General features: G+C 70.6%; 11 protein-coding genes. 8 read left to right on the plus strand and 3 right to left on the minus strand.

Features of this window, described 5'->3' with window-relative positions:
• The first annotated feature begins 40 nt into the window (after positions 1-40).
• From VIL76_RS15920 to putA, 3 genes are all read left to right on the plus strand, one after another.
• Positions 41-1831: a cation:proton antiporter gene (locus VIL76_RS15920; RefSeq protein WP_332046014.1), complete on the plus strand. Its 1791-nt coding sequence runs from the start codon at positions 41-43 to the stop codon at positions 1829-1831.
• Between the two features lie 532 nt (positions 1832-2363).
• Positions 2364-3569, plus strand: a complete 1206-nt coding sequence (locus VIL76_RS15925; RefSeq protein WP_332046015.1) for an OmpA family protein — start codon at positions 2364-2366, stop codon at positions 3567-3569.
• Between the two features lie 154 nt (positions 3570-3723).
• Positions 3724-6810, plus strand: coding sequence for a bifunctional proline dehydrogenase/L-glutamate gamma-semialdehyde dehydrogenase PutA (gene putA, locus VIL76_RS15930; RefSeq protein ID WP_332046016.1), 3087 nt, complete (start codon positions 3724-3726; stop codon positions 6808-6810).
• Here putA and VIL76_RS15935 read toward each other — a convergent pair.
• The gene (locus VIL76_RS15935; protein ID WP_332046017.1) at positions 6807-7496 is read right to left on the minus strand and encodes a LuxR C-terminal-related transcriptional regulator; all 690 of its coding nucleotides are present in this window, start codon (positions 7494-7496) and stop codon (positions 6807-6809) included. The two genes, putA and VIL76_RS15935, sit on opposite strands and share 4 nt — an antisense overlap.
• Before the next feature lie 72 nt (positions 7497-7568).
• Positions 7569-8462 carry a sulfurtransferase gene (locus tag VIL76_RS15940; RefSeq protein ID WP_332046018.1) on the minus strand — a complete coding sequence of 298 codons (894 nt, stop codon included), beginning with the start codon at positions 8460-8462 and terminating at the stop codon, positions 7569-7571.
• Between the two features lie 147 nt (positions 8463-8609).
• Between VIL76_RS15940 and VIL76_RS15945 the strand changes: the two genes are divergently transcribed.
• A complete protein-coding gene (locus VIL76_RS15945) occupies positions 8610-9650 on the plus strand; it encodes a hypothetical protein (protein WP_332046019.1) in 1041 nt (346 codons plus the stop codon).
• Here the strand turns inward: VIL76_RS15945 and VIL76_RS15950 are convergent.
• On the minus strand, positions 9647-10198 hold the full coding sequence (locus VIL76_RS15950; RefSeq protein ID WP_332046020.1) for a hypothetical protein: 552 nt from the start codon (positions 10196-10198) through the stop codon (positions 9647-9649). The genes VIL76_RS15945 and VIL76_RS15950 overlap by 4 nt on opposite strands.
• A gap of 175 nt (positions 10199-10373) precedes the next feature.
• Between VIL76_RS15950 and VIL76_RS15955 the strand changes: the two genes are divergently transcribed.
• The 4 genes from VIL76_RS15955 (at position 10374) to VIL76_RS15970 (ending at position 15721) form a co-directional block, all read left to right on the plus strand.
• Positions 10374-10751 (plus strand): hypothetical protein, encoded by a 378-nt coding sequence (locus VIL76_RS15955; RefSeq protein WP_332046021.1) that lies wholly within the window; start codon positions 10374-10376, stop codon positions 10749-10751.
• A 75-nt stretch (positions 10752-10826) separates the two neighbouring features.
• The gene (locus VIL76_RS15960) at positions 10827-12608 is read left to right on the plus strand and encodes an SLC13 family permease (RefSeq protein WP_332046022.1); all 1782 of its coding nucleotides are present in this window, start codon (positions 10827-10829) and stop codon (positions 12606-12608) included.
• A gap of 262 nt (positions 12609-12870) precedes the next feature.
• Positions 12871-14730, plus strand: a complete 1860-nt coding sequence (locus VIL76_RS15965; protein WP_332046023.1) for a ribonucleoside-diphosphate reductase subunit alpha — start codon at positions 12871-12873, stop codon at positions 14728-14730.
• Positions 14731-14926: 196 nt separating this feature from the next.
• Entirely contained in the window at positions 14927-15721 is a 795-nt protein-coding gene (locus tag VIL76_RS15970; protein ID WP_332046024.1) for a DUF2219 domain-containing protein, read from the plus strand.
• Positions 15722-15768: the final 47 nt, after the last annotated feature.

Genomic DNA, 15768 nt, shown 5'->3' on the forward strand with positions numbered 1-15768 from the left:
GGTACGCCATATTCAGGACCGAACCGGAAAAGGAGATCGGATGGAAGGCCACGGCGCCGGCGCGGCTGCTTACAAGGATCTGGTGCTGTTCCTGGCCACGGCGGGCATTGTGGTTCCGCTGTTCCGACGCTGGAAGATCAGCCCGATCCTCGGCTTCATCGGCGCGGGCGTGTTCCTCGGCCCCTATGGCCTGGGCCAACTGGCCGACGAGGTCCCCTGGCTGGGGGCATTCACCATCGACAACCCCGACGAGGTCGCCCAGCTCGCCGAGTTCGGGGTCGTCTTCCTGCTCTTCATGATCGGCCTGGAGCTGTCGTGGGAGCGGCTGCGGCTCATGCGCCGCTACGTCTTCGGCCTGGGCGCCCTGCAGGTGGCGCTCTGCCTGGCCGCGGTGGGGACGGCGGCGGTCGTGTTCGGCTCACCCCCGTCGGCGGCCATCGCCATCGGCGCGGCGCTGGCGCTCTCCTCCACCGCCGTGGTCATGCCGATCCTCACCGAGCGGCGGCGTCAGCATTCCACCGCCGGCCGCGCCACTTTCTCCGTGCTGCTGTTCCAGGACCTGGCGGTGGCGCCCATCCTGGTCACCCTGGCGCTGTTCGGCAGCGGCTCCGGCACCGCGCTCTCCGGCAACGTGGTGCTGTCCTTCGTCACCGCCGCGGCCGGGATCGTCGCGCTCCTGGTGTTCGGTCGCCTGCTGCTGCGGCCCATGCTGCGTTCGGTGGCCAAGGCCAAGAGCGAGGAGCTGTTCGTCGCCGCCTGCCTGCTGGTTGTGATCGGCTCGGGAATGGTGAGCGCGCTCACCGGCCTGTCCATGGCGCTGGGCGCCTTCATAGCCGGCCTGCTGCTCGCCGAGACCGAGTACCGACATGAGGTCGAGGTCACTATCGAGCCCTTCAAGGGCCTGCTGCTGGGGTTGTTCTTCGTCTCCGTCGGCATCGGCCTGAACCTGCCGCTGCTGCTGGAGCGTCCCGCCGAGATCCTGCTCACGGCCGGCGGGATCATCGCGCTCAACGGCGCCGTCGTGTTCGGCCTGGCGCGGCTGTTCGGCCTGCCCACCCGCAGCGCGGCGGAATCCGCCCTGCTGCTGGCGGCCGGCGGCGAGTTCGCCTTCGTGATCCTTGGCCAGGCCATGGCCCAGGGCCTGGTGAGCCGGGTGCAGGGCGAGAGCGTGCTGGTCGCCGTCACCCTCTCCATGGCTGCAATCCCCTTCCTCGCCGCGCTGGCGCTCAGGATCGGCGGTCGCAAGGCCCTGCCGGCGGAGGTGGCGCCGGAGCCGGAGGCCCAGGCGGTCGACGGCTCCGAGCCCAAGGTGCTGATCGCCGGCTACGGCCGGGTCGGCAAGCTGGTGGGCGAGATGCTGAAGTCGCACGACATCGCCTGGGTCGCCGCCGAGCAGGATCCGCGCCTGGTCGAGCAGGCCCGCCGCGCCGGCGAGACCATCTACTTCGGCGACGCGGCGCGACCGGAGTTCCTGCGCCGCTGCGGCCTGGAGAGCGCGCCCGCCCTGGTGGTCACCATGGACAATCCGGAAGGCGTCGAGGCGATCGTCGCCACCGCCCGCGAGCTTCGTCCCGACCTCACCATCGTCGCCCGCGCCCGCGACGCCCGCCACGCCAAGCGCCTGTACGAGCTCGGCGCCACCGACGCGGTGCCGGAGACGGTCGAGGCCAGCCTCCAGCTCTCCGAGGCCCTGCTGGTGGAGATCGGTGTGCCCATGGGCCTGGTGATCGCCTCCATCCACGAGCGCCGGGACGCGTTCCGCGCGGCGCTCAACCGCCCCGAATCACTTGGCGGCCGCGCGCGCCGCTACCGGCGGTCCGGCGGCGCCTGATCGGCGCCGGAAAAAAGGCGTAAGGCGGACGAATGCCCAAGCCTCCGCAAGGAACGAACCTCAACCTTGAGCGTTGAGGGGACGGCGCCGCAGGGGTGCGGGCCGTTGGCTGGGGCGGGAATGTCGCCGGAAACATCGCTGATTGCGCTGGGCTGCGCGCCGCCCGTCGGGCGGCCGATGGCTGGCGTTTCGTGCGACGGTGCTGAGGCTTTACAAGTAATTCCAGAGAGTTGGCTGACCGCCTGCGGGGTGGCCGCCAACCTTTGCGAAGATGCCGGCCAAGTCGCCGTCCAGGATTCGGTGGTCCGCGGCGCTTTCAGCGTCTCCGGCTGCCAAGGCCAGGAGGCAGGACGTCTCCCCTCGAAGTTGATCATTGAGGGGTTAGTCGTATAGCGTCCTGGTCTAGGTTCGTGTGGCGCGGGAAATTGGGGTGTCGGTGTGTCTTCGGCGCACTTACGCAACCAACTGGCGCTGATATAAGAAACGCTGGGTCAATTGGCCGCAGCAAGTGGGCAACAAGAGGGCTCTGATTATGAAGTTGAAACTCCTTGCAGGGGTCGCCGCGGTTGCGGTGTTCACCGCGACCGGCGCCGCCGCCCAGGTGGGCTGGTACGGCGCGGTCGATCTCGGCTACCACTGGCCCGACGGGCTGGAAGCCACGTCTTCGAACAATGCCGCGAACGGCATCCCCTACAGCTGGAATTTCAACCAGGAAGAAGACTGGGCCGGCTTCGCTCGCCTGGGCTACCAGCTGAACGACAACTGGCGCGTCGAGCTCGAGCTGGGCTATCGCGGCGGTGACGTGGAAACCGTGCGCGGCGGCACCAACCAAGCCGTCCTCGGGCTGTGCACTCCCGGCGTGACCCGCACCGCGGCCGCGCCGACCTGCGGCCCGGTCCAAGGCGACATGACGTCGTGGACCGTCATGGGCAACATCCTCTACGACTTCGCCCCGGGCGCGACGCTCAATCCGTTCCTCGGCGCCGGCCTCGGCGTGAACCACGTCTCCATGGACGTGCTCGGCCAGTTCTCGAACGTGACCGGCACGCTCACCGGCGCGACGGGCGCGAACCCGCCGCTCCAGAACCTGCGCATCGACGACGACGACACCTCCTTCGCGTGGCAAGTCATCGCCGGCCTGGCCTGGCGTGCGACCGACCGCCTGAACGTCGACTTCACCTACCGCTACCTCGGTGGGTCGGATCTCGACTTCGCTTCCACCGGCACCGCGGCCCTGCAGCCCGGCGTCTTCTCCGGCGAATACCGCGACCAGTCGGTGACCGTCGGCCTGCGGTACTCCTTCGCGGCTCCGCCGCCCCCGCCGCCGCCGCCCCCGCCGCCGCCGCCGCCTCCTCCGCCCCCGCCGCCTCCGCCCCCGCCGCCGCCTCCGGCCGCGGCGCTCGAGGCCCGGCAGTTCATCGTGTACTTCCCCTTCGACCAGTACATCCTGACGCCGGAAGCCCAGAACGTGGTGACGGAAGCCGCCAACTACGCCCGCGGCGGCAACGCCACCCGCGTGGTGGTCGTCGGCCACGCCGACACCTCGGGCTCGCAAGCCTACAACGTCCGCCTGTCGGAGCGCCGCGCCAAGGCCGTGGCCGACGCGCTGGTGGGCGCTGGCGTCAGCCAGACCTCGCTGTCTGTCGACTGGAAGGGCGAGACCATGCCCGCGGTCGCCACCGGCGATGGTGTGAAGGAACCGCTGAACCGTCGTTCGACCATCGACATCGCGCCGTAAGCGATCGACCGTTCAGAGTAAGCGTTAGCGGGAGCCCGGCCGAAAGGCCGGGCTCTTTGCTTTTTCCGTCGCCGCGAGCAGGGGGAAAATCAGCTCCTGTCTCTTGCTTTCCACGCAAGCCGCTCCCATTGACCGGCCAAGGAGAGGCGCGCGCATGTCCTTCGACCACCTGGATCAGGCAAAATTCCTCGATGAGCGTCAGGCGGTCGCCGCCGCCCTCGCCGCCAAGCCCCTGGCCGCCGACGACCGCCAGGCGGTGCGCGAGGAGGCGGAGGCCCTGGTCCGCGCCGCTCGCCGCACCGCACGCCGCCAGGGTGTGGTGGAGAGCTTCCTGCAGGAGTTCTCCCTCTCCACCCGCGAGGGCCTCGCGCTGATGTGCCTGGCCGAGGCTCTGCTGCGCACGCCGGACGAGGAGACCCGCGACCGGCTGATCGCCGAGAAGATCGCCTCGGCCGACTGGGCGAGCCACGCCGGCCAGTCAGACTCGATGCTGGTCAACGCCTCGACCTGGAGCCTGATGCTCACCGGCAAGCTGATCGACCCGGACGAGGAGGCCCGCGCTGACCTGCCGGGCTTCATCAAGCGCCTGGCCGGTCGACTCGGCGAGCCGGTGATCCGGCGCGCGGTGGGCGCGGCCGTCCGCATCATGGGCGAGCAGTTCGTGCTGGGCGCCACCATCGAGAAGGCGATCAAGCGGGCGAGCCAGGACGGCTTCACCTGCTCCTTCGACATGTTGGGGGAGGGCGCACGCACCGCCGCCGACGCCGCCCGCTACGAGGCCGCCTACGCCGCCGCCATCGCGGTCGTCGCCAGGCACGCCAAGGGACAGGGCCCGGAGGCCGGACACGGCGTCTCGGTGAAGCTCTCGGCGCTGTCGCCGCGCTACGAATCTCGCCAGGCCGAGCGAGTCTGGGCCGAGCTGTATCCCTCGGTCCGCCGCCTCGCCATCCAGGCCGCCAAGGCCGACATCAACCTCACCCTCGACGCCGAGGAAGCCGACCGCCTGGTGATTTCGCTGGAGCTGCTCGACCGCCTCGCCCGCGAGCCGGAGCTCGGCGGCTGGACCGGCCTGGGCCTCGCCGTGCAGGCCTACCAGAAGCGCGGGCCACAGGTGGTCGAGGCCGTCGCCGGCATCGCCCGCTCGTCGGGCCGCCGGCTCATGGTCCGCCTCGTGAAAGGCGCCTACTGGGACAGCGAGATCAAGCGCGCCCAGATGGCCGGCCTGCCGGGCTATCCGGTGTTCACCACCAAGGCCGCGACCGACCTCTCCTACCTCGCCTGCGCGCGCGCCCTGCTGAACGCCGCGCCCGCGCTCTACGGCCAGTTCGCCACCCACAACGCCCACACCCTGGCCGCCGTGCGCCAGATGGCGCGGCAGGCCGGCCTGACCTGCGAGTTCCAGCGCCTGCACGGCATGGGCGAGGCGCTCTATGCCGCCGCCCACGAGCGCTACGGCGACTTCCCCTTGAGGGTCTACGCCCCGGTCGGCAGCCACGAGGACCTGCTGCCCTACCTGGTGCGGCGCCTGCTGGAGAACGGCGCCAACACCTCCTTCGTCCATGCCCTGCTGGACGAGCGCACGCCCGTATCCAAGGTGGTGACCGACCCGTTCACGGCAGTGGAGACCACCGGCGGCGCGCCCCACCCGCGCATCCCGCTGCCCGTCGACCTCTACGGCCCCGGCCGCAGGAACTCGCTCGGCATGGACCTGTCCATCGCCGCCCATCGCGACAAGCTTGCCGCCGCCATCGCCGCCTTGCCGGTCCTGGAGGCCGGCCCGATCGTCTCCGGCAGGCTCTCGACCAGGGACGCCTCGGAGCGCGCCGCCCCGGCTGACCTTTCGATCGTGGTGGGCCGGGTCGCCGACGCCACCCCAGCCGATGTCGCCGCCGCCTACGCCGCCGCCTCGAAGGCCCAGCCCGCCTGGGATGCGCTCGGCGGCGAGGGCCGAGCCAAGGTGCTGCGCGCCATGGCCGACGCCCTCGAGGCGAACCGCGAACGCCTGATCGCCGTCTGCACCCGCGAGGCGGGCAAGACACTGTCGGACGGCATCGCCGAGGTCCGGGAGGCCGTCGACTTCTGCCGCTACTACGCCACCCTCGCCGAGAAGCAGTTCGCCCACCCCGAGACCCTGCGCGGACCGGTGGGCGAGACCAACCGGCTGTCCCTGCACGGCCGCGGCGCCTTCGCCGCCATCAGCCCGTGGAACTTCCCGCTGGCCATCTTCACCGGCCAGATCGCCGCGGCGCTCGCCGCCGGCAACGCGGTCCTCGCCAAGCCCGCCGAGCAGACCCCACTGGTCGCCGCCGAGGCCGTGCGCCTGTTCCACGCCGCGGGCCTGAACCCTGACCTCCTGCATCTTCTCCCTGGCGAAGGCGCCGTCGTCGGTCAGGCCCTGGTCAGCCACCCCTCCTGCGCGGGCGTCGCCTTTACGGGCGGCACAGACACCGCCTGGGCGATCAACCGCACCCTGGCGGCCCGGCAGGGGCCGATCGTCCCCTTCATCGCCGAGACCGGTGGCCTCAACGCCATGTTCGTCGACACCACGGCCCTGCGCGAACAGGTGATCGACGACGTGCTGGCTTCCGGCTTCGGCTCCGCCGGCCAGCGCTGCTCGGCGCTGCGCATGCTGTTCGCCCCGCACGACACCGCCGACGCCCTGATCGAAGGGCTGACCGGCGCCATGGAAGCGCTGGTGGTCGGCGACCCGGCCGACCCGCGAACCGACATCGGCCCGGTCATCGACGCCGAGGCCAAGGCTGCGCTCGACGCCCACGTCCGCAAGCTTGCCAAGGATGCCAGGATCATCCACCGGGTCGCCGCGCCGAAGGGCGGCCACTTCTTCGCTCCGACCCTGGCCGAGATCCCCGGCGCCGACTTCCTGCAGAAGGAGGTGTTCGGCCCCATCCTGCACGTGGTCCGCTACGACCCGAACGCCCTCGAGGCGGCCTCCCTGCCGCTGCGCAAGGCGGGCTACGGTCTCACCCTCGGCGTCCACACCCGCATCGAAGCCTTCGCCGAGGAGGTCCGCCGCGCCGTCCCCGCCGGCAACGCCTACATCAACCGCTCGATGATCGGCGCCGTGGTCGGCGTCCAGCCGTTCGGCGGCGAGGGCCTTTCCGGCACCGGGCCAAAGGCCGGGGGCCCGCACGCCCTGCTCCGCTACGCCGTCGAGCGCGCGGTCAGCGTCAACATCGCCGCGCAAGGCGGCGACCCGGCGCTGCTGAACCTGGACGCCTAGCGCGTCGTGAAGCGCAGCACGGCCGGCGTGGCCGGCCGGCCGTCGTCGCCGACGAAGTTGCGGTGCAGGTCGTTGTTGAAGCCGACCTCGTAGCTGCGGCCGGGCTCCACCATGCAGCTCAGGGTGAAGGTCCGCCGGTCGGCGGACAGCACCGGCTTGGCGCCGCACGCCGGGAAGCTCCTGCGGTCGCGCATGATGAAGGAGTAGCTTTCCGGACGCATCGGGCGATCGAAGGTGACGCTGAGCGTGAGCGGCCCGGGCGCCACCTGTGCGCCGGGGGCGGGGCGGGTGGCGACGACCCGTGGCGGCGCCGGCGGGGCGGATGTCTGCGAGACGGCCAGCGCGGCAAGCGCGCCCACGGCGGAAGCGATGACGATCATGGCGAGCATCCCCACGAGTACCGGCGCGCCGAACCGCCGCCGCGCCGCCTGCACCAGGTTTTCGCCGCCGCGGGCGGGCTGGACCATCCCGATTTTCTCGTCACCAGTTTCCTGGGTGGCCTTCCGCCGGCGCGCCAGTTCGCGGCTGCTGCCCGCTCCCGTCTTGCGCCGCGCCTGGCGCAGGCGCTCGTTGACCGCGGCCTCGGTCAGCCCCAGCTCGCGGGCCACGCTCTTGGCGGTATGTCCCTCGGCCAGCAGCCGCAGGGCCTGCCGCTCGCTGTCGCTCAGGCGCGCAAGGTCGCTCATCGCAGGCAAGGTCAGCACGGTTCGCCGCGCGCGGGCAACGGCGCTGACGGCGCCTTGGCCGGAGGCCCCCGCCTACTTCTCCACCGGACCGTCCAGCCTCGACCACTCCTCGAAGGATCCGTCGTAGAGCAGGGCGTTGATGCCCAGGGTCCGCGCCGCGAACAGCGTCGCCGTCGCCTGCTGGCCGACGTGGCAGTAGGCGATCACCGTGTCGCCCTTCTTCACGCCGGCAGCCTTGAACTTCGCGGCGATATCCTCAGGGGAGGCGAGCTTCAGGTCGGCCGTCGTCACCGCGCTGAACGGCACGCTCTTGGCGCCCGCGATATGCCCCGCCTTGTGCGGCTTTTGCGGCGGGCCCCCCGGCCGGGCGCCCGAGTAGAAGTCCGGCGCGCGAGCATCGACGATGGCGTAGCCCGGCGCACTGATGTGCTTGCGCACAAAGTCGGCGTCGACGATCAGCGGCTTCAGCTTGAACGCCGAGAGCTTGCCCGCAGCCGGGGCGGGCTCGTCCTTCGACAGCGGCCGTCCCTCGGCGCTCCACGCCATGGTCCCGCCGTCCAGCAGCACCGTGCGTCCGCCCAGCCCCGCCGCGTCGAGGGTGAACACCACCCGCGTCGCCGACTGCACGCCCTCGCGCGTCGGGACCACCACGATCCGCGAGCGGTCGGAGATGCCCAGCGCTTCCAGCTTGCCGCGCAGGGTCTCGGCGTCCGGCATCTCCAGCGTCAGGCGCTCCCCGCCCATCGGCGCCGCGATGTCTTGCAGGGTGAGGAGCCGCGCGCCGGGGATGTGGCCGGCCTCGTAGCCCGCCTTGTCGCCCACCTGCAGGATGACCAGTTCGCGCTCGCCGAGCCGCTTGGCGAGCCAGTCGGTGGAGACGACCAGCCGGTCCCGGACCCCGTCCGCCGCCGCCGGCCCCGCCAGCACCGCCACGGCGAGCGCCGCCGCCAGAACCTTGCCCCGCATCCGCCTGCTCCTTCTTCGTCTGCGGCAGCCTATGGACTTCCGACGCCGGGCGGAAGGATTGCCGCAGCGTAATTGTCTGCCGGACGCGCTGCGCTATCCTTATCCTGAGCCCGCCCGCAGAAGGCGCGCCGCTCGAGGAGGAAGACCGTGACCAAGCCCGTCCTGGCGTTCGCCATAGCCATTTCGCTCATCGGAGGCGCAGCCCAGGGCGCCGACTACAAGCCGCCGCGCATGGCCGACGGCCGCCCGTCCCTGGAGGGCTACTGGAACAACGGCACGCTCACCCGCATGGAGCGCGACGCCAAGTACGGTACGCGGCTCAACCTGACGCCGGACGAGCTCGCCGCCATCGAAAAGACCAACGACGAGCGCTCTGCGCGCCTCAACGCCCCCACCCCGCAGTCCAAGGGCGTTGACGACCTGCCGGAATGCCAGAGCGGGGCCCAGGGCGCGGCTTGCGGCTACAACGCCGGCTGGACCGATCCTGGCAGCCGGGTGATGCGCGTCGGCGGCCAGGCCCGCACCTCGCTGATCACCTTCCCCGCGAACGGTCGCATCCCGCCGCGCCTGCCGACTGCGCCCCGGGTCCGCGGCCGCCTTACCCAGGCCGACGCCGAGCGCGGCGAGAGCGGCCCCGCCGGCCAGGCGGACAACCCGGAGAACCGCAGCCTGGGCGAGCGCTGCATCATGAGCTTCGGCATCAGCGCCGGACCGGTGATGACCAGCCAGCTCTACAACAACAACTACCAGTTCGTTCAGACGCCCGACCACCTGGCCATCTGGGTGGAAATGGTCCACGACGTCCGCGTTATCCGGATCGGCGGCAAGCACCGCACCGACGGCGTCCGGCCCTACATGGGCGACTCCATCGGCTGGTGGGAAGGCGACACCCTGGTGGCCGAGACGATCAACTACCACCCCAGCCAGAACCTGCGCGGCGCCAGCCCCAACGTGAAGGTCACCGAGCGCTTCACCCGCGTCGGCGCCGATCGCATCCGCTACCAGTTTCGGGTCGAGGACCCCACCGTATGGGCCGAGCCCTGGGGCGGGGAGTACGAGTTCGCCGCGTCCGGCCCCGTCTACGAGTACGCCTGCCACGAGGGCAACTACGGCCTGGAAGGCATTCTCGCCGGCGCCCGCCACGAGGAGAAGACGGCGGCCGCCCAGGGCGGGGCGAAGTCGGACTAGAAGTCCCAGGCGCAGCCGATGCCGGCGGCTGCGCCCTCCTTGCCCATCACCGTCACCGTGCCCGCCGCCCGCACCTTGCAGCCGTTCTTCGGCTTGCGGACCAGCCAGGGCTCCGCGCCGCCGCGCGCCGCGTCGAACTCCGCCTGCCGGCTCAACGCCAGCTGAGGCGCCTTGACCGCCGCCAGCCGGTCCTCGCAGCGGCGACGCTCCTCCTCGCTCAGCGCCAGCAGTCTGGCCCGCTCGCACCCCACCAGCCCCCGCAGCGCCTTGCGCACCGCCTCGGCCTCGGCCCCGGCCACCGGCGCCTCCGTCACCGGCGCGGCCGGCGGGACCGCCTCGGCCGGTCGGCTCAGCACGGGCAGGGCGCTCGCCGCGCCGGCGGACCTGGCGAGGCTGTGGACCGGCGGCGGCGGGCGGCGGCGTTCTGCCGGGAGCGGCGCGAGCTCGACGGTCATGATCCGGGGATCGGGGTAGAGCGGCGTCTCGCCGAGACGCCAGGCCAGCACGCCGAGCACCAGCAGGTGCGCGCCGACCGATCCGGTCAGCACGAGGGCGCGCGTCCTGCCTGCCGAGCGCTGTCGTCCGCCAGCCATCCGCTTGCCGTCCCTGCGGTGGAGCTCCGAGGCGAGAAGGCCGTCCCCCGGTGGCGAAAACAAGGCTCCGGCACGTGCAGTCGCCGCCAGATTTACCGTTTCTTTTCAGAAACTAGCTAAGCGGCAGGGGATGGCGTTCAGTATCGATCACAAGCGGCGGGTCGCCGAATTCACTGCCGGGCCGGGGTTCTCCGGGACTGTCCTGAGCCGCGCCGTCGCCGCCATGTTCGACAAGGATCCCCGCACCGCCTCCTACGACATCATCATGGACGTGCGCGAGAGCGACACCGGCGCCACGCCGGCCGACATCCAGATCGTCGTCGACGCCTACCACCGCCACAAGCGGGCCAAGGGGCCGAAGTACGGCTGCTTCGTCACCACCGATCCCAACTACCCGCTCTGGACCCAGGTGATGGACCAGATGTTCGGCGACCGGCAGCACAAGGTGTTCGTGACGGTTGAAGGCGCCCGCGCCTTCCTCGACCGGGCGCGCAGCCAGGCCGCCTAGGCCGCCGCACCCTTCCCCCCGGTCTCGCGTTTACCGAGCGGGAGTCCGGCGTTGGGGCCGGCGCGAAGGGATGCCATGACGCTTCAGCAGGCCCTGGCCTTCGGGCTGATCGGGATCACTATCGCCTGCTTCATCTGGGGCCGCTGGCGCTACGACGTCATAGCGCTGGGCGCGCTCCTGCTGGGCGTCCTGGTCGGCGTGGTGCCGGCCAAGGAGGCCTTCTCCGGCTTCTCCAACGACGTCACCGTCATCATCGCCTGCGCCTTGGTGGTCAGCGCCGCCTTCGCCCGCTCCGGCATCGTCGAATCCGTGCTGCGGCCGCTCATCCCGCACCTGAAGAGCGCGCGCACCCAGGTGCCCCTCTTCGTCGGCGCGGTGACCCTGCTTTCCATGGTCACCAAGAACGTCGGCGCCCTGGCCATCATGATGCCCATCGCGCTGTCCGTGGCGAAGCGCACCGGGACGGCGCCCTCCTGCCTGCTGATGCCCATGGCGTTCGGGTCGCTGATCGGCGGAACGGTGACCCTCGTCGGCACCTCGCCCAATATCCTGGTCTCCGAGGTGCGCGAGCAGATCCTGGGCCGGCCGTTCGGCATGTACGACTACGCGCCGGTTGGCCTCGGGATCACGGCGTTGGGCCTGGTCTTCCTCTCCTTCGCCTACCGCCTGCTCCCTGCCTCGCGGCCGCCGCAGGAGACGCTCGACGCCGCCCTGGACACCGGGGCCTACTTCACCGAGGTCGCCGTCCCCGACGATTGGCCGCTGGGCAAGAGCACGGTGCGCGAGCTGCAGGCCATGGCCGGCGGCGAGGTCCGCATCATGGCGCTGGTCCGCGGCCGCCGCCGCCGCCAGGCGCCGCATCCCAACACCGGAGTGTCGGCCGGCGACACCCTGCTGCTCGAGGGCGAGCACCAGGACCTCGACCGCTTCCTCCAGCGTACCAAGCTGAAGCTCACCCGCTCGGATCGGCCGGTCGCCATGGAGGAGCCCACCGAGGAGGTGCGGGTCGTCGAGGCGGTGGTCGGCGGCGACTCCCTGCTGGTGGGCCGCACCGCCGCCCAGGAGGACCTCTACGGCCAGCACGGGGTGAACCTGCTCGCCGTCAGCCGGGCGGGCTACCGCATGACCCGCGAGCTGCGCACCGTGCGGCTGCGCGCCGGGGACATCGTCGTCCTGCAGGGCGGCGAGCGCACCCTTCCCGGCGCCCTGAAGACCCTGGGCCTGCTGCCGCTCGCCGAGCGGGAGGTGCGGCTTGGCGGCATCCGTCACCGGCTGGCGCCAGCCCTGATCCTGCTCGCCGCCATGGTCGCCGTAGCCTTCCAGGTGTCCCCCGTCGCCATCGCCTTCTTCGCGGCCGCGGTGACCATGGTCCTGGTGGGCTCGATTCGGATGCGCGAGGTCTATTCCGCCCTGGACGGGCCGGTGCTGGTGCTGATCGCCGCCCTGATCCCGGTGTCGGACGCCATCCGGGCCACCGGCGGCGCCGACCTGCTCGCCGGAGCGCTCGCCAGCCTCTTCAGAGGACAGCCTCCGATCTTCGCCCTGGGCGCCGTCATGGTGGTGGCCATGGCCGCGACGCCGTTCCTGAACAACGCCGCCACCGTCCTGATCGTGGCGCCCATCGGCGCGGCGCTGGCCAGGCTCCTGGGACTCAATCCCGACCCGTTCCTGATGGCCGTAGCGCTGGGGGCGGCCTGCGACTTCCTCACGCCCATCGGCCACCAGTGCAACACCCTGGTGATGGCGCCAGGCGGCTACAGATTCGCGGACTACCCGAGATTGGGCGCGCCGCTGAGCGCTCTCGTGCTGGTTGCCGGAACGCCGCTGATCGCCCTGGTCTGGCCGTTGGGCGGCTGAATTTCACCTCCGCGCGGATTCTCACATGCTCGTGAGCTGGGTCGTTCCGGCGACTCCCGACAAGGTTCCTCTCCGAGTGGGGCGGGTGCGCGTTAAGGTCTCGGTAACGAAAAACCTGGGCGCCGATCCCTCCGCCTCATTGACGACTCCTTAGGGGCTGTGTCCCCATATGTGGGTTGTCGGCTGGTGACAGCCACAACATGTAGGGGGAGCGGGGCGGAGGCCGGGTGAGCCGAAGTCCCTCAGTCAGGGTCAGGGAGCTATGAGCGAAGCGGCAAAGGTTGGGATCGCCGAAGAAGCCAAGGCGGTCCACGCGCGGCCTGAACGGCCGCAGCTCCAGCTGGTGCGCAAGGTCGAGGTCGACCGCTCGCGCGACGCCCTGCTGACCGATTTCGGAAAGACCACGCTGGAGGACCGCTACCTCCTGCCCGGCGAGAGCTATCAGGACATGTTCGCCCGCGTCGCCACGGCCTTCGCCGACGACGCCGAGCACGCCCAGCGGATCTACGACTACATCTCCCGCCTCTGGTTCATGCCGGCCACTCCCGTGCTGTCCAACGGCGGCGCCCAGCGCGGCCTGCCGATCTCCTGCTTCCTCAACGCCGTGCCCGACAACCTCGAAGGCATCGTCGGCGTCTGGAACGAGAACGTGGCGCTCGCCTCCAACGGCGGCGGCATCGGCACCTACTGGGGCGGCGTGCGCTCCATCGGCGAGAAGGTGAAGGGGGCCGGCCAGACCAGCGGCATCATCCCCTTCATCCGGGTGATGGACTCGCTCACCCTGGCCATCAGCCAAGGCTCGCTCCGCCGCGGCTCGGCCGCCGTCTACCTCGACATCCACCACCCGGAGATCGAGGAGTTCCTGGAGATCCGGAAGCCCTCCGGCGACTTCAACCGCAAGTCGCTCAACCTGCACCACGGCCTGTCGATCACCGACGAGTTCATGGAAGCCGTGCGCGACGGGGCGATGTTCGGCCTGCGCAGCCCGAAGACCGGCGAGGTCATCCGCGAGGTCGACGCCCGCTCGCTCTGGCAGAAGATCCTCGAGATCCGCCTGCAGACCGGCGAGCCCTACCTGATCTTCTCCGACACGGTGAACCGCTCGATGCCGCAGCATCAGCGCGAGCTCGGCCTCCAGGTCCGCCAGTCGAACCTGTGCTCCGAGATCATGCTGCATACCGGCAAGGACCACCTGGGCGCCGAGCGCACCGCGGTGTGCTGCCTGTCGAGCGTCAACGCCGAGAAGTTCCTGGAGTGGCGCGACCACCCGACCTTCGTCGAGGACGTCATGCGCTTCCTCGACAACGTGCTGGAGGACTTCATCCAGCGCGCCCCGCCGGAGATGGCCAACGCCGTCTATGCCGCGCAGCGCGAGCGCTCGGTGGGCCTCGGCCTGATGGGCTTCCACTCCTTCCTGCAGCAGCAGAACGTCCCCTTCGAGAGCGCGCTGGCGAAGAGCTGGAACATGCGGCTCTTCAAGACCCTGCGCCGTCAGTGCGACGCCGCCTCCCGCACGCTGGCCGCCGAGCGGGGGCCCTGCCCGGACGCCGCCGACCGCGGCGTGATGGAGCGGTTCAGCCACAAGCTGGCCATCGCGCCCACCGCCTCGATCTCGATCATCTGCGGCGGCACCAGCGCCGGCATCGAGCCGATCCCGGCCAACATCTACACCCACAAGACGCTCTCGGGCTCCTTCGCCGTGAAGAACCCCTACCTGGAGCGCCTCCTGGACGAGAAGGGCCAGAACACGCCCGGCGTCTGGGACTCGATCCTGCAGAACGAAGGCTCGGTGCAGCACCTCGACTTCCTCAGCCAGGACGAGAAGGACGTCTACAAGACGGCCTTCGAGATCGACCAGCGCTGGGTCATCGAGCTTGCTGCTGATCGGACTCCGGATATTTGCCAGTCCCAGTCCGTCAACGTCTTCCTGCCTGGGGACGTGGATAAATGGGACCTGCATATGCTGCACTGGCAGGCGTGGGAGCGGGGGTGCAAGAGCTTGTACTACCTGCGGTCCAAGTCGGTGCAGCGGGCGGCGCATGCCGGGGGCGAGGCGCTGGCGGCGGTGGACATGTCGGGGGCGGCGAAGACCGACTACGAGGAATGCCTCGCCTGCCAGTAATATTCCGCGGGCTGAAGCTTAACGGCCGGGACGGGCAGTTCACCTAGGTGGAGACCTTGGCCTTAAGCGTGAATATTCACGACCACCGCTGTCCGCTAACCAAGCGGAACCTATTTGCACTTTGCGACTTTCGCTGTTCGTGAAATTGTAGAGCTCGAACCGCGCGCTCTACGACGCGGGCTGGGAGAGATGCAGGATGCGGGTCTTGGCTGGGCTGGCCACGATCGCCTTGTGCGCAGGCGCCTCCGGCGCTGCGGCGGCTGAGTCGCTGGCGGCCCGGTCGCTGGCCGACGCGGCCTTCGCCGCCTCCGCCGTCCGTCCCGACGCCGACCTCGCGAGGCTGATGGACCGCGACCGCACCTCCTCGCAGGTCACCGTCTCGGAGCGCGCCGGCGGCCCGGTCGACTCCGTGCGCCTGTCCACGGACGGCTTCACGGCCCCCCCGGGCGGCCTGCCCATCAACCTCGAGCGGCCCGAGTTCGCCGGGCGTGACTACGAGCTCTCGGTGATCCGCAACTGGCCCCGCGCGCTCAGCTTCGACACCGGCCGCTTCGACATCGGCCTGTCGCCCCACGCCGGCGTCGGCGTCGGCAACCGCGGCGGCTCGGCGGAAGCCGGCGCCGAGATCCGGCTGCAGTCGAAGGACGACCGCGCCGCCAAGGGGCTGAAGAGCCTGGGCGTGAAGGACGGCTCGATGTTCGGCGACCAGGGCCGCTGGTACCTGTTCGCCGCCGCCGGCGCCCGCGCCGTGGGCCTGAACATGCTGAAGGGCGAAGGCGGCTGGGACCGCGCCGGCTGGACCACCGACCCGGCGGCCGCCGTGGTGGGCGACGCCCACGTGGGCGTGGGCTACCGCAAGGGCCCGCTGCAGACCTCGTTCGGCGTCATTCACCGCGAGGTGAAGGGCCAGCACATGGTGTTTGGCCAGGAGACCAAGGAGGACACCGTCGCGGCGTTCACCTTGTCCATCAAGCCGCGCCTGGGCCACTAAACCCCCGATTGTCAGCTTGACCTTTTGCACCTAGCGTTCCCTCCGGG

This window comes from Phenylobacterium sp., from assembly GCF_036563285.1.
Classification (GTDB): domain Bacteria; phylum Pseudomonadota; class Alphaproteobacteria; order Caulobacterales; family Caulobacteraceae; genus Phenylobacterium.